Source organism: Cedecea selenatireducens (assembly GCF_042138895.1).
GTDB lineage: Bacteria > Pseudomonadota > Gammaproteobacteria > Enterobacterales > Enterobacteriaceae > Cedecea > Cedecea selenatireducens.
This window is the reverse complement of sequence record NZ_JBHIKW010000003.1, coordinates 41,323-66,608: the sequence shown is the minus strand read 5'-3', so window position 1 is coordinate 66,608 and position 25,286 is coordinate 41,323. Positions and strand designations below refer to the sequence as shown.

The 25,286-nt window shown below is 56.0% G+C and carries 21 protein-coding genes and 1 riboswitch; of the genes, 8 read left to right on the top strand and 13 right to left on the bottom strand.

Features of this window, described 5'->3' with window-relative positions; all coding sequences use genetic code 11:
* Positions 1–124 precede the first annotated feature (124 nt).
* The 4 genes from ACE38U_RS05695 (at position 125) to folA (ending at position 3,533) form a co-directional block, all read left to right on the top strand.
* Positions 125–358, top strand: coding sequence for a YgdI/YgdR family lipoprotein (locus ACE38U_RS05695; RefSeq protein ID WP_038475661.1), 234 nt, complete (start codon positions 125–127; stop codon positions 356–358).
* A gap of 104 nt (positions 359–462) precedes the next feature.
* Positions 463–993, top strand: coding sequence for a glutathione-regulated potassium-efflux system oxidoreductase KefF (gene kefF, locus ACE38U_RS05690; protein ID WP_038475659.1), 531 nt, complete (start codon positions 463–465; stop codon positions 991–993).
* Positions 986–2,848: a glutathione-regulated potassium-efflux system protein KefC gene (gene kefC, locus ACE38U_RS05685; RefSeq protein WP_375529324.1), complete on the top strand. Its 1,863-nt coding sequence runs from the start codon at positions 986–988 to the stop codon at positions 2,846–2,848. Before kefF ends, kefC begins: the two co-directional genes overlap by 8 nt.
* Before the next feature lie 205 nt (positions 2,849–3,053).
* On the top strand, positions 3,054–3,533 hold the full coding sequence (gene folA / locus ACE38U_RS05680; RefSeq protein ID WP_176982189.1) for a type 3 dihydrofolate reductase: 480 nt from the start codon (positions 3,054–3,056) through the stop codon (positions 3,531–3,533).
* Positions 3,534–3,570: 37 nt separating this feature from the next.
* Here the strand turns inward: folA and apaH are convergent, their stop codons facing one another.
* From apaH to lptD, 6 genes are read right to left on the bottom strand one after another with little or no spacing between them, the layout of a single operon-like run.
* On the bottom strand, positions 3,571–4,422 hold the full coding sequence (gene apaH, locus ACE38U_RS05675; RefSeq protein ID WP_038475653.1) for a bis(5'-nucleosyl)-tetraphosphatase (symmetrical) ApaH: 852 nt from the start codon (positions 4,420–4,422) through the stop codon (positions 3,571–3,573).
* A gap of 4 nt (positions 4,423–4,426) precedes the next feature.
* On the bottom strand, positions 4,427–4,804 hold the full coding sequence (apaG, locus tag ACE38U_RS05670) for a Co2+/Mg2+ efflux facilitator ApaG/CorD (protein WP_038475651.1): 378 nt from the start codon (positions 4,802–4,804) through the stop codon (positions 4,427–4,429).
* Positions 4,805–4,807: 3 nt separating this feature from the next.
* On the bottom strand, positions 4,808–5,632 hold the full coding sequence (rsmA, locus tag ACE38U_RS05665; RefSeq protein ID WP_038475649.1) for a 16S rRNA (adenine(1518)-N(6)/adenine(1519)-N(6))-dimethyltransferase RsmA: 825 nt from the start codon (positions 5,630–5,632) through the stop codon (positions 4,808–4,810).
* Complete coding sequence (pdxA, locus tag ACE38U_RS05660; RefSeq protein WP_176982188.1) at positions 5,629–6,618, bottom strand: 4-hydroxythreonine-4-phosphate dehydrogenase PdxA; 990 nt, start codon at positions 6,616–6,618, stop codon at positions 5,629–5,631. The genes rsmA and pdxA overlap by 4 nt, the downstream gene beginning before the upstream one ends.
* Positions 6,611–7,903, bottom strand: coding sequence for a peptidylprolyl isomerase SurA (gene surA, locus ACE38U_RS05655; protein WP_375529323.1), 1,293 nt, complete (start codon positions 7,901–7,903; stop codon positions 6,611–6,613). Before surA ends, pdxA begins: the two co-directional genes overlap by 8 nt.
* 58 nt (positions 7,904–7,961) lie before the next feature.
* On the bottom strand, positions 7,962–10,325 hold the full coding sequence (gene lptD, locus ACE38U_RS05650; RefSeq protein WP_038475643.1) for an LPS assembly protein LptD: 2,364 nt from the start codon (positions 10,323–10,325) through the stop codon (positions 7,962–7,964).
* A gap of 181 nt (positions 10,326–10,506) precedes the next feature.
* Between lptD and djlA the strand changes: the two genes are divergently transcribed.
* On the top strand, positions 10,507–11,319 hold the full coding sequence (gene djlA / locus ACE38U_RS05645; RefSeq protein ID WP_038475641.1) for a co-chaperone DjlA: 813 nt from the start codon (positions 10,507–10,509) through the stop codon (positions 11,317–11,319).
* A 30-nt stretch (positions 11,320–11,349) separates the two neighbouring features.
* On the opposite strand, the gene rluA is transcribed toward djlA, so the two are convergent.
* From rluA to polB, 3 genes are all read right to left on the bottom strand, one after another.
* Complete coding sequence (gene rluA, locus ACE38U_RS05640; protein ID WP_375529322.1) at positions 11,350–12,009, bottom strand: bifunctional tRNA pseudouridine(32) synthase/23S rRNA pseudouridine(746) synthase RluA; 660 nt, start codon at positions 12,007–12,009, stop codon at positions 11,350–11,352.
* A gap of 135 nt (positions 12,010–12,144) precedes the next feature.
* Positions 12,145–15,051 (bottom strand): RNA polymerase-associated protein RapA, encoded by a 2,907-nt coding sequence (gene rapA, locus ACE38U_RS05635; RefSeq protein WP_375529321.1) that lies wholly within the window; start codon positions 15,049–15,051, stop codon positions 12,145–12,147.
* A 222-nt stretch (positions 15,052–15,273) separates the two neighbouring features.
* Positions 15,274–17,634 carry a DNA polymerase II gene (gene polB / locus ACE38U_RS05630; protein ID WP_176982185.1) on the bottom strand — a complete coding sequence of 787 codons (2,361 nt, stop codon included), beginning with the start codon at positions 17,632–17,634 and terminating at the stop codon, positions 15,274–15,276.
* A 209-nt stretch (positions 17,635–17,843) separates the two neighbouring features.
* On the opposite strand from polB, the gene ACE38U_RS05625 reads away from it, so the two are divergent.
* The gene (locus ACE38U_RS05625; RefSeq protein WP_038475633.1) at positions 17,844–18,611 is read left to right on the top strand and encodes a DedA family protein; all 768 of its coding nucleotides are present in this window, start codon (positions 17,844–17,846) and stop codon (positions 18,609–18,611) included.
* On the opposite strand, the gene thiQ is transcribed toward ACE38U_RS05625, so the two are convergent.
* The 4 genes from thiQ to sgrR form a co-directional block, all read right to left on the bottom strand.
* Positions 18,608–19,306: a thiamine ABC transporter ATP-binding protein ThiQ gene (gene thiQ, locus ACE38U_RS05620; RefSeq protein WP_375529320.1), complete on the bottom strand. Its 699-nt coding sequence runs from the start codon at positions 19,304–19,306 to the stop codon at positions 18,608–18,610. The two genes, ACE38U_RS05625 and thiQ, sit on opposite strands and share 4 nt — an antisense overlap.
* A complete protein-coding gene (gene thiP / locus ACE38U_RS05615) occupies positions 19,290–20,900 on the bottom strand; it encodes a thiamine/thiamine pyrophosphate ABC transporter permease ThiP (RefSeq protein WP_176982182.1) in 1,611 nt (536 codons plus the stop codon). The genes thiQ and thiP overlap by 17 nt, the downstream gene beginning before the upstream one ends.
* Positions 20,876–21,859, bottom strand: a complete 984-nt coding sequence (gene thiB / locus ACE38U_RS05610) for a thiamine ABC transporter substrate binding subunit (protein ID WP_176982181.1) — start codon at positions 21,857–21,859, stop codon at positions 20,876–20,878. Before thiB ends, thiP begins: the two co-directional genes overlap by 25 nt.
* Positions 21,860–21,890: 31 nt before the next feature.
* Positions 21,891–21,992, bottom strand: a riboswitch (TPP riboswitch).
* A gap of 49 nt (positions 21,993–22,041) precedes the next feature.
* Complete coding sequence (gene sgrR / locus ACE38U_RS05605) at positions 22,042–23,700, bottom strand: HTH-type transcriptional regulator SgrR (RefSeq protein WP_038475625.1); 1,659 nt, start codon at positions 23,698–23,700, stop codon at positions 22,042–22,044.
* An 87-nt stretch (positions 23,701–23,787) separates the two neighbouring features.
* On the opposite strand from sgrR, the gene sgrT reads away from it, so the two are divergent.
* On the top strand, positions 23,788–23,967 hold the full coding sequence (sgrT, locus tag ACE38U_RS05600; protein WP_038475623.1) for a glucose uptake inhibitor SgrT: 180 nt from the start codon (positions 23,788–23,790) through the stop codon (positions 23,965–23,967).
* Positions 23,968–24,080: 113 nt separating this feature from the next.
* Positions 24,081–25,259, top strand: coding sequence for a sugar efflux transporter (locus ACE38U_RS05595; RefSeq protein WP_375529319.1), 1,179 nt, complete (start codon positions 24,081–24,083; stop codon positions 25,257–25,259).
* The last annotated feature ends 27 nt before the right edge of the window (positions 25,260–25,286 follow it).

Below are 25,286 nucleotides of genomic sequence, written 5' to 3'. Positions count from 1 at the left end.
AAGAATATTCCGAAAACAACGCCAACGGCCTCTGAAAAGAGGCCGTTTTTGCTTCGGCCTCAGCGAGATAGTCTACAGTTAACCTGCACACAACTGAAAATGACTAACACGCTGGGAGAACACCATGCAGAAACATACTTTACTCGCTTCCCTTTTCGCTGCCGTAACGCTTCTGACCGTAGCAGGCTGCTCGTCGAATCAGGCCGTTAAAACTAGCGATGGCAAAACGATTGTGACCGATGGCAAACCGCAGGTAGACAAAGATACCGGCCTGGTGTCTTACAAAAATGCCGAAACGGGGAAAACCGAGCAGATCAACCGTGACCAGGTGAAAGAGATGAGCGAGCTGGATAACTAGTTAAGAAATATCCAACAACACGCTCAGCAATATTGACTGTTAGCCTGTCGATTAACTGACTAAACTCACTGTCATTAAAGGCAGTAGTGAAGACAGGCTTAACAATGATTCTTATAATTTATGCGCATCCCTATCCCCAGCATTCGCACGCCAACCGGCAAATGATTGAGCGGGCGAAAACGCTGCCGGGGGTAGAGATTCGTTCCCTCTACGAACTTTATCCCGACTTCAACATTGATATTGCCGCTGAACAGCAGGCGTTGAGCCGCGCTGATTTGGTTATCTGGCAGCATCCTATGCAGTGGTATAGCGTGCCGCCGCTGATGAAACTGTGGATAGATAAGGTCCTCTCACACGGCTGGGCATACGGTAAGGGCGGAAACGCTCTGCACGGTAAAGACGTTATCTGGGCGGTAACAACCGGCGGAAGCGAAAAGCATTTCGAGCTGGGTGACCACCCCGGATTTGACGTTCTTGCCCAGCCATTGCAGGCGACAGCGCTTTACTGCGGCATGAACTGGCTGCCGAGTTTTGCCATTCACTTTACCTTTGTTTGCGACGAATTCACGCTTGCCCGCCAGGCGGACGACTATAAGCAACGCTTAATTGACTGGCAGGAGGCTCGCCGTGGATAGCCATAGCTTAATTCAGGCGCTTATTTACCTCGGTTCAGCCGCGCTTATCGTGCCGATTGCCGTAAGGCTCGGGCTGGGATCGGTACTTGGCTACCTGATAGCCGGCTGTATTATCGGGCCGTGGGGGCTGCGGCTGGTGACGGATGCCGAAACTATTCTGCATTTTGCCGAGATTGGCGTGGTGCTGATGCTCTTTGTCATCGGGCTGGAGCTTGATCCGCAGCGGCTATGGACGCTTCGTGCCTCGGTGTTTGGCGGCGGTTTCCTCCAGATGGCGACCTGCGGGCTGGCGCTGGGCGCTTTCTGTATCGTGATGGGGCTCGACTGGAAGATAGCGTTGCTTATCGGTCTGACGCTTGCCCTCTCATCGACCGCGATTGCTATGCAGGCAATGAACGAGCGTAACCTGACCGTTACGCCAATGGGGCGCAGCGCGTTTGCGGTGCTGCTGTTCCAGGATATTGCCGCGATTCCTTTGGTGGCAATGATCCCGCTGCTGGCCAGCAGCGGCGGTACGATGACCTTTGCAACCTTCTTAATTTCCGCGCTTAAGGTGGTTGCTGCGCTCGTCCTGGTCGTGCTGCTTGGCCGCTATGTGACCCGGCCAGTGCTGCGGTTTGTGGCGCGTTCCGGGCTGCGTGAAGTGTTCAGTGCCGTTGCGCTTTTCCTGGTCTTTGGCTTTGGCCTTCTGTTAGAAGAGGCCGGATTGTCGATGGCGATGGGGGCGTTTCTGGCCGGGGTGCTGTTAGCCAGCTCCGAATATCGACACGCGCTGGAAAGCGATATCGAACCGTTTAAAGGCCTGCTGCTTGGGCTGTTCTTTATCGGCGTGGGGATGTCCATCGACTTCGGGACGTTACTCGAAAATCCGCTACGCATTCTCATCCTGCTGGTCGGCTTCCTGATGATTAAAACGCTGATGCTCTGGCTGGTGGCTAAGCCGCTGAAGGTGCCACGCAGGCAGCGGCGCTGGTTTGCCGCTTTGCTGGGGCAGGGAAGTGAGTTTGCCTTTGTTATCTTCGGCGCGGCGCATATGGCGCAGGTGCTGGACGACGGCTGGTCTAAATCGCTGACCCTTACCGTGGCGCTCTCGATGGCGGCGACGCCTCTGCTGCTGGTGTTACTGAACCGGCTGGAGAAAACGGGAAGCGAGCAGGCAGGAGAAGCCGACGAGATTGATGAAGAGCAGCCTCGGGTCATCATTGCCGGCTTCGGGCGCTTTGGGCAGATTGCAGGTCGTTTACTGCTGACCAGCGGCGTGAACGTAGTCATCCTGGATCACGATCCAGACCATATTGAAACGCTGCGAAAATTCGGTACAAAAGTGTTTTATGGTGATGCCACCCGCGTTGACCTGCTTGAGTCCGCCGGCGCAGCGGGCGCTGAAGTGCTGATTAACGCCATTGACGATCCCGAAGCGAATATGCAGCTCACGGAGCTGGCGAAAGAGCATTTCCCCCATCTGCAGATTCTTGCCAGGGCGCGCGATATTAATCACTACATTCGCCTGCGTCAGGCGGGTGTAGAGATGCCGGAACGTGAAACGTTTGAAAGCTCGCTGAAGATTGGCCGCCGTGCGCTGGAAGGTTTGGGCGTAGGGAAATACGAGGCACGAGAAAGGGCCGATCACTTCCGTCGCTTTAACCTGCAGATGCTTGAAGAGATGGTGCCAACCGACGATAAGACCGCCGAGCGGGCGGACGTCTTTAAGCGTAACAGCGCCATGCTGACAGAGGTGATTAACGAGGATCGGGCGCACCTGCACGTGATTCAGCAGGACGGCTGGCAGGGCACCAAAGAAGGCCTTCACAGCGGCAAACTTTCTGACGAACCCCCGGCCAGGCCGGCAGAGTGATGTTGCTGAAAAATATTTACTTTTCCTTATAGTGAACGGGGGTTAACGCTAACCCCTTGTTCCATATCCCGCAGTTGAATATTTAGGCGCTCCGGGCGGCGCAGAATAAAAAAAATTCTCGTTACGCGGCTCACCCCCTGTCGACGAAAGATTGCGCTTTCCGTATAGTGGCGGCAATTTTTTTCATCATCCTTAGGTTATACGAATGATCAGTCTGATTGCTGCTTTAGCGGTAGATCGCGTTATCGGTATGGAAAACGCCATGCCATGGGATTTGCCTGGTGACCTGGCCTGGTTCAAGCGCAATACGCTAAACAAGCCCGTCGTTATGGGACGCCTGACCTGGGAGTCGATTGGCCGCCCGCTGCCGGGACGTAAAAACATCGTCATCAGCAGCAAAGCTGGAAATGACGATCGCGTTGAGTGGGTGACATCGGTTGAAGAGGCCATCAAAGCCTGTGGCGATGCCGAAGAAATCATGGTGATTGGCGGTGGGCGTGTGTACGAACAGTTTCTGCCGAAGGCGCAGCGCCTTTACCTGACCCACATTGATGCGGAAGTGGAAGGGGACACGCATTTCCCGGATTACGATCCTGACGAATGGCAGTCAACCTTCAGCGAATTCCATGATGCCGACGAGAACAACTCGCACGGCTACTGCTTCGAAATTCTGGAACGTCGCTAAGTTTTTAGCTCTCTCCCGCCAGGGAGAGAGCTCTGTCTCAGGAGGCGACGGCCGCCTGACCTTCATCGCTATCCTGCTGGCGGTTTGAAGGCTGTACGAACCAGCTTTTATCTTCCCAGCGCAGGCAGGTCAGATCTCCCCCCCAGCAGCATCCCGTATCCAGCGCATAGATGCCTTCCGGCGCGCCTTTCCCTTCTAAAGATGCCCAGTGACCAAAGGCCACGGAATATTCGGCGGTGACGGGGCCGGGAATTGCAAACCAGGGCTTCAGCGGCGAAGGCGCCTTCTCTGGCGTATCTTTGCAGTACATATCCAGCTGGCCGTTAGGGAAGCAGTAGCGCATGCGGGTGAGCGAGTTGGTGATGAAACGCAGGCGTGCCAGGCCGGACAGATCGCTGGACCAGTTGTTTGGCATATCGCCATACATTGCGTCCAGGAAGAGCGGATAGCTGTCGCTCGACAAAACGGCCTCTACGTCACGCGCACAGGCCTGCGCGGTTTCGATATCCCACTGCGGCGTGATCCCCGCGTGCGACATGACGAGTTTTTTCTCCTCATCCACCTGAATGAGCGGCTGGCGGCGAAGCCAGTTAAGAAGCTCGTCGGCGTCCGGGGCTTCCAGCAGCGGCGTGATGCGGTCTTTAGGCTTGTTACGGCTGATGCCCGCGAAGACGGCCAGCAGATGCAGGTCGTGGTTCCCAAGCACCATACGTACGCTGTCCCCAAGGCTGCGAACATAGCGCAGCACCTCCAGAGAAGCAGGGCCCCTGGCCACCAGGTCGCCCGTCAGCCAGAGCGTATCTTCTTCAGGATTGAAATTAACCTGCTGCAATAACGCGATCAGTTCATCGTAGCAGCCGTGAACATCGCCAATCAGATATGTAGACATGGTATCAGTGAATGAAGGTTGGAATGGCCAGACGGAAAACGGGAATCTCGACCTTGAAGGCCTCTCCCTGCGCATCGACCATTGTGTAATGGCCCTGCATAGTGCCGAGCGGCGTTTCGATGACCGCTCCGCTGGTGTACTGGTAGTCGTTACCCGGCTCAATGTGCGGCTGCTCGCCAACAACACCTTCGCCCTGAACCTCGGTTTCCCGACCGTTACCGTTGGTGATCAACCAGTAACGGCCAAGTAGCTGAACCGCCGTTCGCCCCAGGTTGCGGATAGTGACGGTGTACGCAAATACGAAACGCTCGTCCTCAGGCGAGGACTGCGACTCAATATAAAAGCTTTGTACCTGAACACATACGCGGGGCGAATCAAGCATGGTTTAGCTCTCCGACGGCTGCTGTGGGTTATCAGCCAGATAGTTTGCAAGCTTGCAGTACTGAGCAACGGAAATGTTTTCTGCACGCAGTGTAGCATCGACGCCCAGCTCCGCCAGCACTTCGGCACTGAACAGGTGGCCAAGGCTATTACGGATCGTTTTACGACGCTTATTAAATGCTTCCGTAGTGATGCGGCTCAGCACGCGCAGCTCTTTTACCGGATTCGGTAAGGTGGCGTGTGGCACCAGACGCACGACGGCAGAGTCTACCTTCGGTGCCGGAGTGAACGCCGTAGGCGGTACTTCAAGCACCGGAATGACGTTGCAATAGTACTGCGCCATCACCGACAGACGACCGTAAGCTTTACTGTTTGGTCCGGCAACCAGGCGGTTAACCACCTCTTTTTGCAGCATGAAGTGCATGTCCGCAATAGCATCAGTATAGCTAAAGAGGTGGAACATCAGCGGCGTAGAGATGTTATATGGCAGGTTACCAAAGACGCGCAACGGCTGGCCGATTTTCTGCGAAAGCTCGCCGAAATCCATGGTCATGGCGTCCTGCTGATAAATTGTCAGCTTAGGTGCAAGGAACGGATGCGTTTGCAAACGGGCGGCGAGATCGCGGTCCAGTTCGATAACGGTCATTTTATCCATGCGTTCACCCACCGGCTCGGTTAAGGCCCCGAGGCCCGGCCCGATTTCGACCATCGCCTGGCCTGGCTGTGGATTAATAGCGGAGACAATACTGTCGATAACGAACTGGTCATTAAGGAAGTTTTGTCCAAAACGTTTGCGGGCAAGGTGGCCCTGGTGGACTCGAGTATTCATTGACTATTAACAATCATTTTAATGGCGAGATTAAGCGCCGTAATAAAACTGCCGACGTCGGCTTTTCCCTGGCCTGCCAGCTCTAGAGCCGTGCCGTGGTCAACCGATGTGCGGATAAAAGGTAATCCCAGAGTGATATTCACCGCGCGGCCGAAGCCCTGGTATTTCAACACGGGCAGCCCCTGATCGTGATACATCGCCAGTACGGCGTCAGCACTATCGAGGTATTTGGGCTGGAATAGCGTATCTGCCGGAAGTGGGCCAGAAAGGTGCATCCCTAAAGCGCGCATCTCATTTAACACCGGGATAATGGTGTCTATCTCTTCGGTGCCCATATGGCCACCTTCCCCGGCGTGCGGATTGAGACCGCAGACCAGCACATGCGGCTGCGGGATACCAAATTTGGTCTGCAGGTCATGATACAGGATGGTGACAATCTGGCGTAGCAAATCCGGCGTAATGGCGTCAGAAATTGCTTTCAGCGGCAGGTGTGTGGTGGCCAGCGCAACGCGAAGCTCTTCTGTCGCCAGCATCATCACCACTTTTTCGCTGTGCGAACGTTCTTCAAAGAACTCGGTATGGCCGATAAACGGAATGCCGGCATCGTTGATGATGCCTTTATGCACCGGACCGGTAATCAGGGCTGCAAACTCTCCGCTCAGACAGCCATCGCAGGCGCGAGCCAGCGTATCAACCACATAAGCGCTGTTACGCACATCCAACTGCCCTGGAACGACCGACGCGCGCAGTTCAACGGGCAGCACGGTCAGCGTGCCTGCGGCCTGTGGTTTTGCCGGTTGATCGGCCTGGAAAGGCTGTAGCGTCAGTGGGAGGCCGAGCAGGGATGCTCTGGAGAGTAACAATTCGGGAGAAGCGCAGACGACCAGTTCAACGGGCCAGTCGCGTTGCGCTAACGCGACGACCAGGTCGGGACCAATCCCGGCGGGTTCGCCGGGAGTGATGGTCACACGAAAGATGTTAGCCATTGCTGCCTATGATTTTCACGTAAGCGCTGGCGCGCTGTTCCTGCATCCAGGTTTGCGCTTCTTCGGAGAACTTGCGGTTGAACAGCATGCGGTAGGCACGATCTTTTTGTGCCGCATCGGTTCTGTCGACTTTGCGGGTGTCCAGCAGTTCGATCAGGTGCCAGCCAAAGGAAGAGTGTACCGGCGCGCTCATCTGGCCTTTGTTCAGCTTCTGCAGCGCATCACGGAAGGCTGGGTCATAAATATCCGTTGCCGCCCAACCCAGATCGCCGCCCTGATTTGCTGAGCCCGGATCGTCAGAGAACTCTTTTGCCGCCGCGGCGAACGTAGTTTTTCCGCTCTTAATATCAGCAGCAATCTGCTCCAGTTTCTGGCGTGCCTGAGTATCGTTCAGGATCGGTGACGTTTTCAGCAGGATGTGACGAGCGTGAACTTCGGTAACCGAAATATTCTGGCTCTGGCCACGCAGATCGTTAACTTTCAGGATATGGAAGCCCACGCCTGAACGAATCGGCCCGATGATGTCGCCTTTCTTCGCCGCGCTTAATGCCTGGGCAAAAATTGAAGGCAGCTCCTGAATACGACCCCAGCCCATCTGGCCGCCTTTCAGCGCCTGCTGATCGGCCGAATAGCTGATAGCGAGTTTGCCGAAGTCGGCGCCGTTACGAGCCTGATCGACCACGTTACGTGCCTGCTTTTCTGCGTCATCAACCTGAGCGGAGCTTGGGTTTTCAGGCAGGGCAATCAAAATGTGGCTCAGGTTCAGCTCGGTGCTGCTGTCGTTCTGGTTACCGACCTGCTGCGCCAGGGAGTCAACTTCCTGCGGCAGAATGGAAACGCGACGGCGCACTTCGTTGTTACGCACTTCCGAAATCGTCATCTCTTTACGAATCTGGCTGCGGTAGGTGCTGTAGTTCACGCCATCATAGGCCAGACGGCTACGCATCTGATCCATGGACATGTTGTTCTGTTTGGCGATGTTGGCGATGGCCTGATCGAGCTCATCGTCGGTTATCTTCACGCCCATCTTCTGACCCATCTGCAGGATGATTTGATCCATGATCAGACGTTCAACGATTTGGTGGCGCAGCGTCGCGTCATCGGGAAGCTGTTGCCCCGCGTCGCGTGAGTTCATTTTGACCGACTGCATTAAGCCGTCAACATCGCTTTCAAGGACTACGCCGTTATTGACTACGGCTGCTACTTTGTCGACAACCTGCGGGGCTGCAAAAGCCGTGTTCGCTACGAGGGCGACACCAAGAAGCAGCGTTCTCCAGTTCTTCATACTTTTTCCATTTTACTTAGCCGCAAAGCGGATTATTTAGAGTATTCGTCAAAGTGAATTACATCGAGCTCTGGTACGGCAGAATGTTAGAACGCAACATCTGCGGAATACCCAGGCCATAGTTAGAGCTCAGGCCACGTAACTCGATGTTAAAGCCGATTACGTTATCGTATTTGCTCATGTTATTTTCCCAGCCGTTGATTTTACGCTCGACGCCAACACGAATTGCATAGCAGCAAGAGCTATACTGTACGGCGAACATAGAGTCAGCGGACTGCCGGGCATTGGTATCGTAGTAGTAGGCACCAACGACTGACCAGCGGTCAACGATCGGCCAACTGGCTACCATACCTACCTGCGAGATCCCTTCTTTATACTGATCGGCGGTGGAGTATGCTGGCAACGTTGCCTGAATATACTCCGGACTGGCATAACGATAGGTCAACTGCGCCATACGGTCGGTATCCCGGCGGTATTCAATGGCTCCACTGCCGTTCGCTACGCTGCCAAGACGAGCATCGTACTGCACCCCGCCACGCAGGCCCCAACGATCGGTCATGCGCCAGTAAGTATCACCGGCCCAAAGCATAGAGCCGGTTTTCTTATCTTTCTCCCAGTTAATATTGTCATCCCCGGTACGGGACTGGGTGAAATAGTAGATTTGACCAGCGGATACGTTAAAACGTTCAACGGAAGCGTCATCATAAACGCGAGATGTTACGCCGGTCGTCACCTGGTTGGCGGAGGCAATGCGGTCAAGGCCGCCATAAGTACGGTCACGGAACAGCCCGCTGTAGTCAGACTGCAGCAGGGATGAGTCGTAGTTGTTGATCGCACTTTGGTTGCGGTATGGCACGTACAGGTATTGAGCACGTGGTTCCAGCGTTTGCGTCCAGCCGGCAACGGAGTCCATATCACGATCGAAAATCAGCTTGCCGTCCATTTTAAACTGCGGCAGCGTGCGGTTAACCGTGCTTTCTAGCGTACTCGCACTATTGATGTTCTGTTTGTATTTATCCAGATTGTCCTGCTGATAATGGGTCATCATCAGCTTGGTTTCGGTGTTCAGACTTGCCCAGCCGTTGGACAGCGGCAGGTTGATGACCGGCTCGAGATGCAGGCGCGTAGCATCCGGCATGTTGCTGTTTACGTTGGTGAACTTGACGGCCTGAGCATAGACTCGGGTATCGAACGGACCTACGTCGTTTTGATAAAAGTTGAGATCCAACTGCGGCTCAGCGCGGTAGGAACTTGTCCCTGCACCCAGCTGGTTAGCAAAGACCTGGAACTGCTTAGCCGACAGCGTGGCGTCAAAGTTTTCGATGGCGTAGCCGACGCTGAATTTTTGCGTGGCGTAACCGTCGGTACTGTTGCCGTACTGGGAGCTAAAGTCGTTGAAGTAGCGTGAGTCGCTGACTTTGGTGTAGTCGACGTTGAAGCGCCACACCTGGTCCATCACCCCGCTGTGGTTCCAGTAGAACAGCCAGCGGCGATCTTTTTCACCCTGAGGCACGCCCGGCTCGTTCTTGTATTCGTCATCAGACGGCAGATAGTCAAACTCCATCAGGCCTGTACCCGCCTGGGTCAGATAGCGGAATTCGTTCTGCCACTGAATGCCGCCGCGCTTATCAATATAGTGAGGCGTAATGGTGGCATCAAAGTTTGGCGCAATGTTCCAGTAATACGGGAGAGCGAACTCAATCCCGTTGTTGGTGCTGTATTTAGCGCCAGGGATCAGGAAGCCCGAGCGGCGTTTATCGCCAATCGGGAGCTGCAGATAAGGGCTGTAGAAGACCGGCACAGGGCCCAGCTTAAAGCGGGCGTTCCAAATCTCCGCCACTTCTTCCTGCCTGTCCTGAATCACTTCGGTGCCGACCACGCTCCAGGTATTAGAACCCGGCAGACAGGAGGTAAACGTCCCGTTTTCGAGGATGGTATAGCGGTTGTCGCCACGCTGCTTCATGAGGTCCGCGGTACCGCGACCCTGGCGGCCAACCATCTGGTAATCCCCGCTCCAGACGTTAGTATCTTTGGTGTTTAAATTCGACCACGCTTTCGGACCTTTCAGGATGACCTGATTGTCATCGTAATGCACATTACCTAAGGCATCGACGGTGCGCACCGGATCCGGCTGGCCTTCAACCTGCTTCTGATGAAGTTGAACTTCGTCTGACTGCAGGCGGCTGTTGCCTTGCTGGACGTCAACATTCCCGGTAAAAACAGCGTTATCCGGATAGTCACCTTTGGCGTGATCGGCCTGGATGGTGACAGGCAGGTTATTGCCGTCGCCCTGCACCAAAGGACGATTGTAGCTTGGGACACCCAACATACACTGCGAGGCAAGGTCGGCAGCCATACCTTGTTGGCTATAAAGGGCTGAGCCAATCAATGTGGCCAGCAAGGTGGGAATACGTTTTTTCATACGTGTTATTTGTTGTTCCGTCATCAGGGTATAGCGAAGGCAAACGGTCAGAGACTAACGTACTCATCACCACAGCGCTAGTGTTAATCCAGCCCGTTAGCAGTATGCCGTTAGGCACCGCTATCAATGGCGGGTATGATAAAGCAAATTCTAGACGACAGCATGACGATTTGGGGAGTATATGCAGTATTGGGGAAAAGTACTCGGTGTTGCTTTGGGTTTAATCTCGGGCGGCGGCTTTTGGGGCGTGGTGATAGGTTTTCTTGTCGGCCACATGTTCGATAAAGCCCGCAGCCGTCGCGGGGCCTGGTTTGCTAACCAGCAGCAGCGCCAGGCGCTATTTTTTTCTACCACCTTTGAAGTGATGGGGCATCTCACCAAATCGAAAGGTCGGGTGACAGAGGCGGATATTCAAATTGCTTCTTTACTGATGGACAGAATGCAGCTTCACGGAGAGGGCCGCGCAGCGGCGCAGCGTGCATTCCGTGCCGGGAAAGAAAATAACTACCCGCTCAGAGAGAAAATGAGGCAGATGCGAAGCGTCTGTTTTGGCCGCTCGGACCTCATTCGGATGTTTCTGGAAATCCAGATCCAGGCCGCGTTTGCCGACGGTTCACTGCATCCAAATGAGCGTCAGGTGCTTTATGTGATAGCCGAAGAGCTGGGTATCTCTCGCGGCCAGTTCGACCAGTTCCTGCGCATGATGGAGGGCGGTCAGCAGTTTGGCGGCGGGCAGTATCAGCAATCCCAGGGGGGCTTCGCTCAGCAGCAAAGAGGGCCGACGCTGGAGGATGCCTGCAAGGTGCTTGGGGTAAAAAGCAGCGATGAACCAACGGTTATTAAGCGTGCTTACCGCAAGTTAATGAGTGAACATCACCCGGATAAGCTGGTGGCAAAAGGTCTGCCGCCTGAAATGATGCAGATGGCGAAGCAAAAAGCGCAGGAAATTCAGGGCGCATACGACCTGATTAAAACCTCAAAAGGGTTTAAATAGAAAAAGGCCTCTCAAATGAGAGGCCTTTCTTTAGAAGTCAGCCGGAGCTTTAAAGGTCATTGGCGTGCCGTAGCTTGGGTGCGTGATGGTCAGCATCTCGGCATGGAGTTGAAGCCTTGGTGCCATTGCCAGCGCCTCCGGCGTGGCGTAGAAGCGGTCACCGAGAATCGGATGCCCAAGCGCCAGCATGTGAACGCGGAGCTGGTGCGATCGCCCGGTAATCGGCTTCAGTTGGATACGGGCGGTATTATCCGCCGCGTAGTCCAGCACCTGATACCCGGTCTGCGCAGATTTTCCCGTTTCATAACACACCTTTTGCTTTGGCCGATTAGGCCAGTCGCAAATCAGCGGCAAATCAACCAAACCTTCTTCCGGCCGCGGATGGCCCCAAACGCGGGCTACGTACTGCTTTTTAGGTTCGCGTTCGCGGAACTGGCGCTTTAACTCCCGCTCTGCCGCCTTGGTCAACGCCACGACAATCACGCCGCTGGTTGCCATATCAAGCCGATGGACCGATTCCGCCAGCGGGAAGTCGCGCTGAATTCGCGTCATCACGCTGTCTTTGTGCTCCTCAAGACGCCCCGGAACGGACAGCAGGCCGCTTGGCTTGTTAACCACCATGATGTGCTCATCCTGATAAAGAATGACCAGCCAGGGATCAAGAGGCGGATTGTAAGGTTCCATCAGCATTTACTCTGCATCCTTCAAGCTGCAGCCGCGTTGGCTGCTCTCATGTATCCCAGTCACTTACTTAGTAAGCTCCTGGGAATTCTTTCTTTTGCCGCCTTGCTGCAACTCGAATGATTTGAGTAAAGCGACGCATATTTACTGGTGCGTCACGACAATCAGGCGCAGCGCGTCGAGACGCCAGTTAGCCTGGCTCAGGGCTTCCATCACCTGCTGGCGATTGGTTTCAATAGCCGCCAGCTCGTCGTCACGAATGTTAGGGTTAACGGCCTTCAACGCTTCCAGACGGGACAGTTCCGCGCTGAGCTTCTCATCCGCTTCTTCACGTGCCGCGTCGATCAGCGCCTGTGCCGCATCGGCAACCTTCTCTTCCGCCACCTGCAGAATAGCGTGAACGTCGGACTGCACGGCGTTCACCAGCTTGCTGCCGGTATGGCGGTTAACCGCGCTGAGCTGGCGGTTAAAGTTTTCAAACTCCACCTGCGCCGCGAGGTTGGTGCCGTTTTTGTCCACCAGCATGCGCACCGGCGTCGGCGGCAGGAAGCGATTGAGCTGCAGCTGTTTTGGCGCTTTGGCCTCAACAACGTAAACCAGCTCCAGCAACAGCGTCCCGACCGGTAGCGCCTTGTTTTTCAGCAGAGACAGGGCGCAGCTGCCGGTATCACCGGACAGGATCAAATCCAGGCCGTTGCGGATGATGGGGTGTTCCCACGTGACGAACTGCGCATCTTCGCGGGACAGCGCGACGTCGCGTTCGAAGGTGATGGTGCAGCCGTCTTCCGGCAGGCCCGGGAAGTCCGGCACCAGCATATGATCGGACGGGGTCAGAACCACCATGTTATCACCGCGATCGTCCTGGTTAATCCCGACGATGTCGAACAGGTTCATCGCAAAGCTAACGAGGTTGGTGTCGTTATCCTGTTCTGAAATGGCTTCAGCCAGCGCCTGCGCTTTTTCACCGCCGTTGGAGTGAATTTCCAGCAGGCGGTCACGCCCCTGCTCAAGCTGCTGCTTGAGGGCATCGTGCTGCTCGCGGCACTGTTTGATCAGGGCGTCAAAACCTTCGGTATTTTCCGGGGCAGCAAGATACTCGATCAGCTGCGGATAGACGCTGTCATAAATCGTGCGGCCGGTCGGGCAGGTATGTTCGAAGGCATCGAGGCCCGCGTGGAACCACTCCACCAGCACTGACTGAGCGGTTTTTTCCAGATAGGGAACGTGAACCTGGATGTCGTGTGCCTGGCCGATACGGTCCAGACGGCCGATACGCTGTTCCAGCAGGTCTGGGTTAAACGGCAGGTCAAACATCACCAGCTGGCTGGCGAACTGGAAGTTACGGCCTTCTGAGCCAATTTCGGAACACAGCAGGACCTGAGCGCCGGTATCTTCTTCCGCAAACCAGGCCGCGGCGCGGTCGCGTTCGATGATGGACATGCCTTCATGGAAGACGGCGGCACGGATACCTTCGCGCTCGCGCAGAACCTGCTCCAGCTGAAGCGCCGTCGCGGCCTTGGCGCAGATGACCAGCACTTTCTGAGAGCGGTGGCTGGTCAGGTAGCCCATCAGCCATTCGACGCGCGGATCGAAGTTCCACCAGGTGCCGGTATCGCCTTCGAACTCCTGATAAATCTGCTCCGGATACAGCATGTCGCGGGCGCGATCCTCCACGGATTTACGCGCGGCCATGATGCCGGAAACTTTAATCGCCGTCTGATACTGCGTGGGCAGCGGCAGGCGAATAGTATGCAGCTCGCGTTTCGGGAAGCCCTTCACGCCGTTACGGGTGTTACGGAACAGCACGCGGCTGGTGCCGTGCCTGTCCATCAGCATGGAGACCAGCTCCTGGCGCGCGGCTTCGCTGCCATCGCGGTCGCTGTTGGCGGTTTGCAGCAGGGGCTCGATATCCTGCTCGCCAATCAGTTCACCCATGGTATTCAGCTGCTCGTCTGTCAGGCGATTGCCCGCCAGCAGCAGGGCGACGGCATCGGCAACCGGGCGATAGTTTTGCTGCTCTTCAACAAACATCGCAAAATCATGGAAGCGGTTTGGATCCAGCAGGCGCAGGCGCGCAAAGTGGCTTTCCATACCCAGCTGTTCAGGCGTTGCGGTCAGCAGCAGGATGCCGGGTACATGCTCGGCAAGCTGTTCAATGGCCTGATATTCTCGGCTTGGCGCGTCTTCGCTCCACACCAGGTGGTGGGCTTCATCGACGACCAGGAGGTCCCATTCCGCTTCGCACAGATTTTCCAGGCGTTGCTTATTGCGGCGCACAAAGTCCAGCGAGCAAATCACCAGCTGTTCGGTATCAAACGGGTTGCTGCTGTCGTGCTGGGCTTCCGCGTAGCGTTCATCGTCAAACAGGGCGAAACGCAGGTTAAAGCGGCGCAGCATTTCTACCAGCCACTGATGCTGCAGGGTTTCTGGCACCACAATCAGCACGCGCTCGGCGCTACCGGCCAGCAATTGTTGGTGGATTATCATCCCGGCTTCAATGGTTTTACCCAGGCCGACTTCATCTGCGAGCAGAACGCGCGGAGCGTGGCGACGGCCGACGTCGTGGGCGATGTTCAGCTGATGTGGGATCAGGCTGGTGCGCATCCCGCGCAGGCCGCTCCAGATCTGGCGGGATTGTTCGCTTTGGTACTTACGCGCGCGAAAACGCAGGGCAAAGCGGTCCATGCGGTCGATTTGCCCGGCAAACAGACGGTCCTGCGGCTTGCTGAATACCAGCTTGCTGTCGAGGAATACTTCACGCAGCAGAACGTCTTGTTCTTCGGTATCGAGACGCGTGCCGAGGTAGGCGAGTAAACCCTTTTCTTCCTTAACTTCATCAACTTTCAGCTGCCAGCCTTCATGGCTGGTAATCACATCGCCCGGGTTAAACATGACGCGGGTGATCGGGGAGTCATTTCTGGCGTACAGACGATTTTCACCCGTTGCCGGGAAGATCAGGGTGACCATACGCGCATCCAGCGCCACCACGGTTCCCAGTCCCAGTTCGCTTTCGGTATCGCTGATCCAACGTTGACCAAGTGTAAAAGGCATAAGTTTTCGGCTCTATTTCAGTGACTTAAATTTGCAGGCAATAGCATTGCAACCGCGCACAGGTGGCGCAGTTGTTTAAAATTGGGTCTAAGGATTCGAAGAAAGGGCGCTATGGTACTGGATGGCAACGGATTCGTCACGCACTCGTCATGCTTCAAATTACGGCGGCGTGGGCTGCTCTCTCTTAGCGCCTTGCCGTAAGCTGAGTTATGTACAGTATTTTTAAAATAGACCCATTTGTCCCGTCATCAGTGTAGCAAAGTCATCCTCAAGGAAGGGTAAAATCCCTTCGGCAACGGGCTGTAGCTGACGCGTCAGATAGTGGTCATAGTCCAGCGGAGACTGCTGATAATCAACCGGTTCCGGGCCGCTCATGGTCATGACATATTTTATCGTGCCACGGTTTTGGTATTGCGCTGGTCTGCCCAGCCGCTGGTTATGCTCATCGGCAAGCCTTGCCGCGCGGACGTGCGGCGGAACGTTTTTCTGGTATTCGCTCAGCGGGCGACGCAGCCGTTTACGGTAAATTAGCTGTGAATCCAGCTCGCCCGCCATCAGGCTTGTAATCGTGTCCCGGATGAAGTCCTGATAGGGTTCTCCGCGGAAAATCCGCAGGTAGAGCGTTTGCTGGAATTGCTGGGCAAGCGGCGTCCAGTCGGTGCGCACCGTTTCGAGCCCTTTAAACACCATGCGCTGCGCATCACCTTCCTGAATCATCCCGGCATAGCGCTTTTTACTGCCCTGGTCAGTTCCCCTGATGGTGGGCATCAGGAAGCGGCAGAAGTGAGTTTCGTACTCAAGTTCAAGGGCGCAGTCCAGGTTCTGCGTGGTTTTCAGGTGCTCGCGCCACCAGCCGTTGACGTGCTCAACCAGCCTCTTGCCAATCTGTGCGGCCTCTTCTTCACCGTGGGCTTTTTTCAGCCAGACGAAGGTGGAGTCCGTATCGCCATAGATGACGTCGTAGCCCTGGGATTCAATCAACGCTTTGGTCTGGCGCATGATCTCGTGGCCACGCATGGTGATAGACGAAGCAAGACGCGGATCGAAAAAGCGGCAGGCGCTGGTGCCCAGCACGCCGTAGAAGGCATTCATGATTATTTTGAGTGCCTGAGATAGCGGCTTGTTGCCGTGGCGTTTTGCCTCGTCCCGGCCATGCCAAATCTGGCTCACGATCTCCGGCAGGCAGTGTTTGTCGCGGGAGAACCAGCCGCCAATAAAGCCTTCAACGGCATGCGTAGCGTCTGGCTGAGCGGTGCCCTCGATGAGGCCGACCGGGTCAATTAAGAAGGTGCGGATAATCGAGGGGTACAGGCTTTTATAATCGAGCACCAGCACCGAGTCATACAGGCCTGGGCGCGAGTCCATGACGTAGCCGCCTGGGCTTGCCTGGGGCGGAACTTCACCCATATTAGGCGCAACGTAGCCCGCACGATGCATACGCGGAAAATAGAGGTGGCTGAACGCGGCTACCGAGCCTCCGTGCTTATCCAGCGGGAGTCCGTTGACCGTCGCGCGCTCCAGCAGGAAGGGCATCAGCTCGGTCTTGTGGAAAATACGCGTGACCAGCTCGCAGTCTTTGAGGTTATAGGTGGCCAGCGCGGGCTTGTCCTCGGCAAAGCGGCGGTCGATCTCATCCATCCTGTCCCACGGATTATCAATCGACTTTCCTTCGCCCAGCAGCTCACGGGAAACCGTTTCCAGGGAGAACGAGGAAAAGCTCCAGAACGCAGATTTCAGCGCTTCAATGCCGTCGATAATCACCCGGCCCGCAATCTGGGCAAAGAAAACGCCCTGCTTGAAGCCGTGCTCGCGCCATTCTAAAAGGCTGTTGCCCCGCCCTAAACGTAGCGGTACCTGGTAACGTTCCGCCATTTTTTGCAGCACGCGAAGGTCAAACTGCACCACGTTCCAGCCTATCAGCACGTCCGGGTCATGTTCGGCAAACCAGGCATTCAGTTTTTCTAACAGCAGCGGGCGGCTGGCGACGTATTCCAGCGTGAAATCCAGGCCACTGGCGTCGCCGTTTTCCGGCCCCAGCATATAGACATGGCGCTGCCCACAGCCTTCAAGGCCGATGCAGTAGAGCTCGCCGTGGCGGTTGGTTTCGATATCGAGAGACACCCATTTTAGCGGTGGGCGATATTCTGGTGCGGGCTTCAGGCGGGTATCAAGCAGCACGTCTCCCTGAGCATTACCGCTAAACCAGACCGGGGCGGTAATAAAGCGCTCCATCAGGAAACGCTCTGGAGGGCGAATATCCGCCTCATAGACCGTCACGCCGCCGTCACGCAGCAGTTTCTCCAGCCTCATCAACTGGCGGTGCTGCTGACAATACAAGCCGGCTACTGGCTGACGATGGAAATCTTTAAGTTCCAGAGGCGTAAGGCGAAACTGGCTTTCACTGGCCAGCAGGCGCTGAGCCTGAGCTAACTGCAGCTGGGGAATAAAGGCGACGGACTCCTGCGGCGGCAGACGCACCTTAAGCGGGCCATCGTCCGTGGCCAGCCAGAAATCGACTTCGGTACCGCGCGGGGTGTCTCGCCAGTGTCTGGTCAGCAGAAACCCCTGACGAGCTTGAGACACGCTGCATTCTCTCTCAGGAAAAGTGTTTCGATTATAGCGCAAAAGCCCGTGAGTTACTGCATTTATATACAGTATTGTCGGTGGTGCGTTGACGCAGAGTGCGAAAAGTCCGGAACTTTACCGTCTATTCTTTATTCATATAAATGAGACCTTGACGCCCATCACGTTAATTCTGGAGAATCGCCCGCTCGCTTACCGACGGAAAGCTTATGGAATCCTTGCTGGAACACTTTATTACACAGTCAGTTGCATATTCGCTAATCGCGGTGATGCTGGTGGCCTTTCTTGAGTCGCTGGCGCTGGTGGGACTTATCCTGCCGGGCACGGTGATGATGGCCGGGCTTGGTGCGCTGATCGGCAGCGGTCAGGTTAATTTTTATTATGCCTGGGGGGCCGGAATCGTCGGCTGCCTGCTGGGGGACTGGATCTCGTTCTGGCTTGGACAGCGCTTCAAAGGCCCGCTGCACCGCTGGTCCTTTATGAAAAAGAACAAGGCGCTGCTGGATAAAACCGAGCATGCCCTGCATCAGCACAGCATGTTTACCATCCTGGTGGGACGCTTTGTTGGCCCCACGCGCCCGCTGGTGCCGATGGTTGCCGGGATGCTGGATCTGCCGCTGGCGAAGTTTTTGCCGCCCAATATCATTGGCTGCCTGTTCTGGCCGCCGCTCTATTTTCTGCCGGGGATCCTCGCCGGGGCGGCGATCGATATTCCTGCTGACATGAAAAGCGCCAGCTTCAAATGGCTGCTGCTGGCGGTGGCGTTGCTGCTGTGGCTGGCCGCGTGGCTGTGTTGGCGCTGGTACCGCAGCGGCAAACGTGGCACGGACCGCCTGACGCGCTTTTTGCCGCGTTCTCGTCTGAACTGGCTGGCACCGCTAATGCTGGTGGCGGGCGTGGGCAGTTTTGTGGCGATGTTGCAGCACCCTTTGATGCCGGTTTACTGGGATATTCTGTGGAAGGTGCTGTCGCACTAATTGCCGATGCCCAGCAGCGTCGAGGCGTTTGCCTCGCCGCTTAGCAGAGTGTCTGTCTCGCCGTCCCACGCGATACGCCCGTCTTTTACCACGATGCTGCGCCCGGCGATTCTGGCGGCATCTTCAATACTGTGGGATACCATCAGCAGCGTCATGTTTTGTTCCTGACAAAGCTCGTCGAGCAGCTGCAGCATCTCCTTACGTAGCGCGGGATCGAGCGCGGAGAAGGGTTCATCCAGCAGTAAAACAGGCTGCTGACGAACCAGGCACCGAGCCAGCGCAACACGCTGCCGCTGGCCGCCGGAAAGCTGAGACGGCAGGCGATCCAGCATCTCCGTCATCCCTACGCGTGCCGTTATCTCCAGCAGCCGCTGCTTCTGAGCCTCATTGAGCTTCATCCCCGGGTGCATTCCCAGGGCGATATTCTGCCGAACCGTCAGGTGGCTAAACAGATTATTTTCCTGAAAGAGCATGGAAACCGGGCGAGCCGAAGGTGGCGTCCGGGTATGCTCCACCCCGTTAATGATAATGCTGCCGCTCGCGGGCTGCAGAAACCCGGCAACCAGGCTCAACAACGTACTTTTCCCCGCGCCGCTCGGCCCAAGGATCGCTACGCGCTCACCCGCCGTAATCTTCAGAGAAAAACGCATCGGTAAGTGCTGGTACAGCCAGGTTACATCAGTCAGAGTTAGCATCTCGCCCCGGAAGTTTTTCAATCAAAGTAAACAGCATAAAACAAAGCAGCAGCAGGAGCAGCGCCGTGACCGCGCCGTCCTGGCTACGGTAGGATCCGATCTGCTGGTACAGCCAGAAAGGTAGCGTCCTGAAATCTTCGTTACCGAACAGCGCCACCACGCCGAAATCGCCAATCGACAACACGCAGGCAAAGGCCAGCGCCTGAGCTATCGGGCGTTTCAAAGCTTTTAACTCAATGAGCCTCAGACGATTAAAGCCCCGAATATCCAGCGACTGGCAAAGCTGCGAGTAGCGCTCGGCGACGTCGCGCATGGGATTTTCGAGCACTTTTTGGGCGTAGGGAATCGCCATCAGGGCGTTGGTAAAAATCACAATGCCATCGGCAGATTGCGGCAGGCCCACGGTATTATTGAGCAGCAGGAAGAAGCCGGTGGCGAGCACAATGCCCGGCATCGCCAGAATCAACATGCCGCTAAGCTCAATGGCCTGGCCGGCGAAAATACGATTGCGAAGCCGCAGCTCACGAGCGCTCCACAGCAGCATCAGGGTTAGCGTCACGCTAATCAGCCCGGCGGCAACGGCAATGCGCAGCGAAGTCCAAAGCGCGTTCCACAGTGCGGCCTGCTGCAGTACGTTGCCCATGCTGCCATTAATGCCGTCCACCATTACCGCCAACAGCGGCGGTAGAAGAAGAAGCAAGGCCACAAGGATAAGCAGGGCGTCACAGATCTTTCTGCGCAGAGAATCCTGCGGATCGCGCCAGCCCTGAAGCTGGCTTACGCCGACAGGAATTGCCTTGCTTAGCTTCTGGCTGAGCAGCACCAGGCCAAGGCAACATGCCATTTGCAGCAGGGCCAACAGCGCCGCTTTGGCCGGATCGTAGTCGTAGCTTAGCGCCTGAAAAATAGCGAGTTCGATGGTGGTCGCCTGCGGGCCGCCGCCCAACGAAAGCACGGTGGCGAAGCTTGCGAAGCAAAGCATGAAAATCAGCGCCCCTACCGGAAGTATTTGCCTGCGCAGCCAGGGCCATTCGACAAAACGGAAAAAGTGCCAGCCCTGCATATTCAGCTGAGCGGCAAGCTGGCGCTGCTCGGTGGGGATGTTATCCAGCGCCTGAAGCAGCAGGCGGGTCGCCATCGGCATATTAAAGAAAACGTGCGCCAGCAAAATTCCCTGCAGCCCATAAGGGGAGAAACGCCATTCCAGACCAAGCCAGCCGCTTAGCGTTGCCAGCCAGCCTTCACGCCCGTAAACGGAGAGAATGCCGAATACCGCAACCAGCACCGGCAGAACCAGCGTCATGGCACAAAGCCGCAGCAGCGCCATTCGGCCAGGAAAACGGCGTCGGTACAGCGCCCGGGCTAAAAATATCGCCGGGAAAACGGAGAGTGCCGCAGAAAGAAACGCCTGCCAGAACGAGAAGCGCAGGACGTGCCAAAGGTAGCTGTCCTGCAAAAGAGCAAAGACATCCGTCTGCGGGGCGTTAAGCCACAGCGCCAGAAAAGCCGCCAGGGCTACCGCCACGATAAGCATCGCGGCAAATAGCCCTGGATACAGCCAGCCGGGTATTAGCGGCTGACGGCGCGTTGCCATTCATTAATCCATTCTGCGCGCTGGGTGGCGACCTGCTGAGGCGTAAATTCCAGCGTGGTTTTTGGTTTTACCAGCCCGTCGAAGCCAGCAGGCAGCGCCACGCTAGTGACCGGGTACATCCAGTTGCCGGTTGCAATGGTGTTCTGGAAACCAGGCGTGGTGATGAACTTAATAAACTTCTCGGCAAGTTCTGGCTGCTTGCTGTTCGCCAGTCGGCCTGCGACTTCAACCTGCAGATAATGCCCTTCGCTGAAGTCGGCCGCGGCGTAGTTGTCCTTCTTCTCTTCGATGATGTGGTAGGCCGGCGACGTGGTGTAGCTCAGCACCAGATCGGCTTCGCCTTTCAGGAACAGGCCGTAAGCTTCACTCCAGCCTTTGGTTACGGTGACGGTTTTCTTCGCCAGCTTTTGCCAGGCTTCCGGAGTTTTATCGCCATAGACTTTTTGCATCCACAGCAGCAGGCCAAGCCCCGGCGTACTGGTGCGCGGATCTTCGTATATCACCTTCCATTTCTGGTCGCCTTCAACCAGCTCTTTCAGGCTCTTCGGCGGATTTTTTAGCTTGTTCTTGTCGTAAACGAAAGCGAAGTAGCCGTAGTCGTAAGGAACGAAGGTGCTGTTCTTCCAGCCGCCGGGCACCTGTAGGGCGCTGGTTTCGACGTTAGAAGGGGCAAACAGTTTGGTTTGCGAGGCCGCGTCCAGCAGGTTGTTATCCAATCCCAGCACGACGTCTGCTTTGCTGTTCTTGCCTTCCATGCGCACGCGGTTCAACAGCGAAACGCCATCTTCCAGCGCCACGAATTTCAGTTCGCAGTGACAGTCGGCTTCAAACGCTTTTTTCACCGCCGGGCCAGGGCCCCAGTCGGCGGCAAACGAGTCGTAGGTGTAGACGGTTAATACGGGCCTGGCGAAAACGGGCGCGGCAACCAGCGCCAGCAGCGGCAGAAATTTTTTGAACACTTTGCACCTCAATAAAAGGGGGCAAAGGAATTGAGCGGAGTGTCTCAAATCCCTTCGCCGGCGTTATCCGGATCAGGTTCGACGGGTATTATCTCAGCTCGGACAAACTGTCCTGGCACCCCGTTGAGCAGGAGGGATTCTACTGACTTCCCCCGGATTGCGAAAGCTGTGTTACGAAAACGTTATGGACCAGGCGGAGCAAACCAGGCTGATTTAAAATCAAACCAGCCCAGCGTGTTCATGCGCACGCCGCGCATGCTGCGCTGCCCTTCAATGCGTAACCAGTGGTGAATCAACGGGATAACGTCATTGCGCTCGAGCATTTGCCTGCTCCATTCCGGCAGCGCCAGCGTTTTACTGTGCCAGCGGCGGGCATCGCCCTGCCAGTCGATCGGGATGCACTTTTGAATCAGAGGGACTTCATAAAGCTGGGCAAACAGGGAATATTCCAGCGGCATGGTGAAGTTCACGCTGTTCAGCCAGATATCGCTTTCGGCGTCGCCCTGATGCCACTCAGCATAATCGATCTCCTGAATAATCAGTTTCACGCCCTGCTCGGCCAGCAGTTCGGTCATGATGTTACTGATCACCCGATGCTCTACGTGATCGCGATAGTAGGTGAGGGTGATGCTTTCAAGCCCGGCAGGTTTGGCGGTAAGAGGTCCCGGGCGCGAGTGGTGCCAGCGCGGCAGTAGGCCATAGGCAGGGAACCAGTATTGCTGGTACTGCTCGGCAGCGCGGTAAATAAGGTTAACCGGCGAGAGAATATGGCCAATCCACTGGCGGACGCTTTCATGCAGGCCAAGTCTGGAGCGGCTATCAAACAGCAAATAGTAGCACCCCTCTTCCGGGCGGCTTTCTACGGCTTTCTCGCTGTCCGGCATGCCCTGAAGCTGCACGCCACAGCTCGACTCTTCACCCACTTCGGGCAAGACCCAGAAGTTAACCTCGTCTATCAGCGCCCTGAAGCCAAAATAATCATCAAAAGCGTGAATCTTCAGCTGGTTACGGTTATTCCGAGCGACGGAATAAGGCCCTGTACCGACCGGCTGGCTGGCGAAATCGGACATCGTTGTCCATTCGCGCGGTAGGATCATGGCGTTCACGCTGCCCAGCAGCCACGGCAGCCAGTCATCCGGCTGGCTGAGGTGAATATCCAGCGTCCAGGTCGTCGGCGAGGTTATCTGCGTGATGTGGGCAAACAGCGGCAGGGTGTTGATGCGCTGCAGGGAAGAGATGATATCCAGCATGTCCAGCTCACGGCCGTGATGGAAATGAATGCCGGGGCGGAGGAAGAAACGCCAGCGTAAAGGGGAAATTTGCTGCCAGTGATGGGCAATATCCGCTTCGAGTTCCCCATTTTCCTCATTTATTCGCGTCAGGCCGCTGAAAATCTGGCGGGCAATGTGGGTTTCGGAGCGCCTGAGCGCCGAACCGGGCAGCAGATTCAGCAGCGGGCGATAGTAAAGGACGCGAAGAATATGCCGGCCCTGGCGGAAGCTGCGCCCTAAATGAGAGATAAGCATCTGCCGCACCGCGGCCTTGTCGCCGACGATCTGCACCAGCTGATCGATTCGATCCTGTTCCAGAAGGTCTTCCGCCCGCTGCTGCTGGAGCGCCAGCCCTGTATAAAGGAAGGTGAGCTGTGACCGCTTGCCCCTCCCTGCTTCTGCCTGCCAGCTTAGCCAGCCTTTTTCCTGCATGGCGTTGAGTAAGGTCCGCATATGACGGCGGGAGCAGTTGAGCAATTCCGCTAAATCATTCAGCGTGGTTTCCTGAGGCTTGCCTTCGCAGCATTGCCACAGGCGGATGAACTGTTGTTGCAGACGAGATGAGGACATAAAAGAGGAACTCCCGGCGGAAACTCATCAATTTAACTTTCCCTATATTACGTCAATAATCATCAGCGATGAAGCGAGGAGGTGTTTATGAAGCGGTCATCACCTGCGAGGTTTTTCCAACAGTACTTTGCCGCAACGCAGTTTGTTTGTTCTGGATGGCTGGCTCGCCTGACGGTGGAGCAAAGACTAAGGATGCTCGAAGACTTGATGCAGTGGGAGGTTACAACCCCGATGCCCGAGAACGCCAACACGCCGACTCATGTGTGACTGAGTATTGGTGCTTTTACCACGCCAGCAGCTGTTTACTGCTGGCTTTTTTCGTTTAATCTTTACGCATTTAGCGAATACCTCTGACTACACCCTCCTTTTAAGGACAGCTCATGCTCTGGTTTTTGACCCGCGCACGTCGTTTTAACCCCGTTTATGCTGCCTTTATGGCCGTGTCTTTTATGATTGGCGTGGCCGGTGCGCTGCAGGCCCCGACGCTCAGCCTCTTTTTAACCCGCGAAGTTGAAGTTCGGCCCTTCTGGGTTGGTCTGTTCTATACCGTTAATGCGATTGCCGGGATCGCCGTAAGCCTGCTGCTGGCAAAAAGATCGGATAGCCGGGGAGATCGTCGCAAACTGATTATGGTTTGCTGCGCGATGGCGGTGGCAAACAGCGTTCTTTTTGCCTTCAACCGGCATTATCTGACGCTGATTACGCTCGGCGTGATGTTTGCCTCCATCGCCAATACCGCTATGCCGCAGATTTTTGCCCTGGCGCGTGAATATGCCGATCGTTCCGCTCGTGAAGTGGTGATGTTCAGCTCGATCATGCGTGCGCAGCTTTCCCTTGCCTGGGTTATCGGGCCGCCGCTTTCCTTTATGCTGGCGCTAAAGTATGGCTTCACCACCATGTTTCTTATTGCTGCCGGGATATTTGTTATCTCGCTGCTGCTGATTGTGTTTGCTCTGCCTTCGGTTGCCCGAGCCGAGCCCTCCGCCGAAGTGGCGATAACGGAGGTCAGCGGCTGGAAGGACAGCAACGTGCGGATGCTGTTTGTCGCTTCGATGCTGATGTGGACCTGCAACACCATGTACATCATCGATATGCCGCTGTGGATAAGCCAGGATCTCGGGCTGCCGGATGAGCTGGCGGGCTTATTGATGGGCACGGCCGCCGGGCTGGAGATCCCCGCCATGATCCTCGCCGGCTACTACGTGAAGCGCTTTGGGAAACGTAACATGATGGTGGCGGCGGTGGCTGCGGGCGTGCTGTTTTACCTTGGGCTGATCCTGTTTCACTCTAAAACGGCGCTGGTGGTGTTGCAGCTGTTTAACGCGGTGTTTATCGGGATTATTGCCGGGATTGGGATGCTGTGGTTCCAGGATTTGATGCCGGGAAGGCCGGGCTCTGCGACAACGCTGTTCACCAACAGCATTTCAACGGGCGTGATTTTAGCCGGCGTACTGCAGGGGACGCTGGCGGAAGGTTTTGGTCACTACTCTGTGTACTGGCTGATGGCAGGACTTGCGGTTGTTGCCCTGTTTCTCACCAGCCGGGTGAAGAACATTTGAGGGCTTCCCCTCTCCCATGTGGAAGAG

Bases quoted from the DNA above. Each gene is read 5' to 3' on its own strand.
- ACE38U_RS05695 (WP_038475661.1), top strand. From the start codon at position 125: ATGCAGAAACATACTTTACTCGCTTCCCTTTTCGCTGCCGTAACGCTT.
- kefF (WP_038475659.1), top strand. From the start codon at position 463: ATGATTCTTATAATTTATGCGCATCCCTATCCCCAGCATTCGCACGCC.
- folA (WP_176982189.1), top strand. From the start codon at position 3,054: ATGATCAGTCTGATTGCTGCTTTAGCGGTAGATCGCGTTATCGGTATG.
- apaH (WP_038475653.1), bottom strand. From the start codon at position 4,422: ATGTCTACATATCTGATTGGCGATGTTCACGGCTGCTACGATGAACTG.
- apaG (WP_038475651.1), bottom strand. From the start codon at position 4,804: ATGCTTGATTCGCCCCGCGTATGTGTTCAGGTACAAAGCTTTTATATT.
- rsmA (WP_038475649.1), bottom strand. From the start codon at position 5,632: ATGAATACTCGAGTCCACCAGGGCCACCTTGCCCGCAAACGTTTTGGA.
- pdxA (WP_176982188.1), bottom strand. From the start codon at position 6,618: ATGGCTAACATCTTTCGTGTGACCATCACTCCCGGCGAACCCGCCGGG.
- surA (WP_375529323.1), bottom strand. From the start codon at position 7,903: ATGAAGAACTGGAGAACGCTGCTTCTTGGTGTCGCCCTCGTAGCGAAC.
- lptD (WP_038475643.1), bottom strand. From the start codon at position 10,325: ATGAAAAAACGTATTCCCACCTTGCTGGCCACATTGATTGGCTCAGCC.
- djlA (WP_038475641.1), top strand. From the start codon at position 10,507: ATGCAGTATTGGGGAAAAGTACTCGGTGTTGCTTTGGGTTTAATCTCG.
- rluA (WP_375529322.1), bottom strand. From the start codon at position 12,009: ATGCTGATGGAACCTTACAATCCGCCTCTTGATCCCTGGCTGGTCATT.
- rapA (WP_375529321.1), bottom strand. From the start codon at position 15,051: ATGCCTTTTACACTTGGTCAACGTTGGATCAGCGATACCGAAAGCGAA.
- ACE38U_RS05625 (WP_038475633.1), top strand. From the start codon at position 17,844: ATGGAATCCTTGCTGGAACACTTTATTACACAGTCAGTTGCATATTCG.
- thiQ (WP_375529320.1), bottom strand. From the start codon at position 19,306: ATGCTAACTCTGACTGATGTAACCTGGCTGTACCAGCACTTACCGATG.
- thiP (WP_176982182.1), bottom strand. From the start codon at position 20,900: ATGGCAACGCGCCGTCAGCCGCTAATACCCGGCTGGCTGTATCCAGGG.
- sgrR (WP_038475625.1), bottom strand. From the start codon at position 23,700: ATGTCCTCATCTCGTCTGCAACAACAGTTCATCCGCCTGTGGCAATGC.
- sgrT (WP_038475623.1), top strand. From the start codon at position 23,788: ATGAAGCGGTCATCACCTGCGAGGTTTTTCCAACAGTACTTTGCCGCA.
- ACE38U_RS05595 (WP_375529319.1), top strand. From the start codon at position 24,081: ATGCTCTGGTTTTTGACCCGCGCACGTCGTTTTAACCCCGTTTATGCT.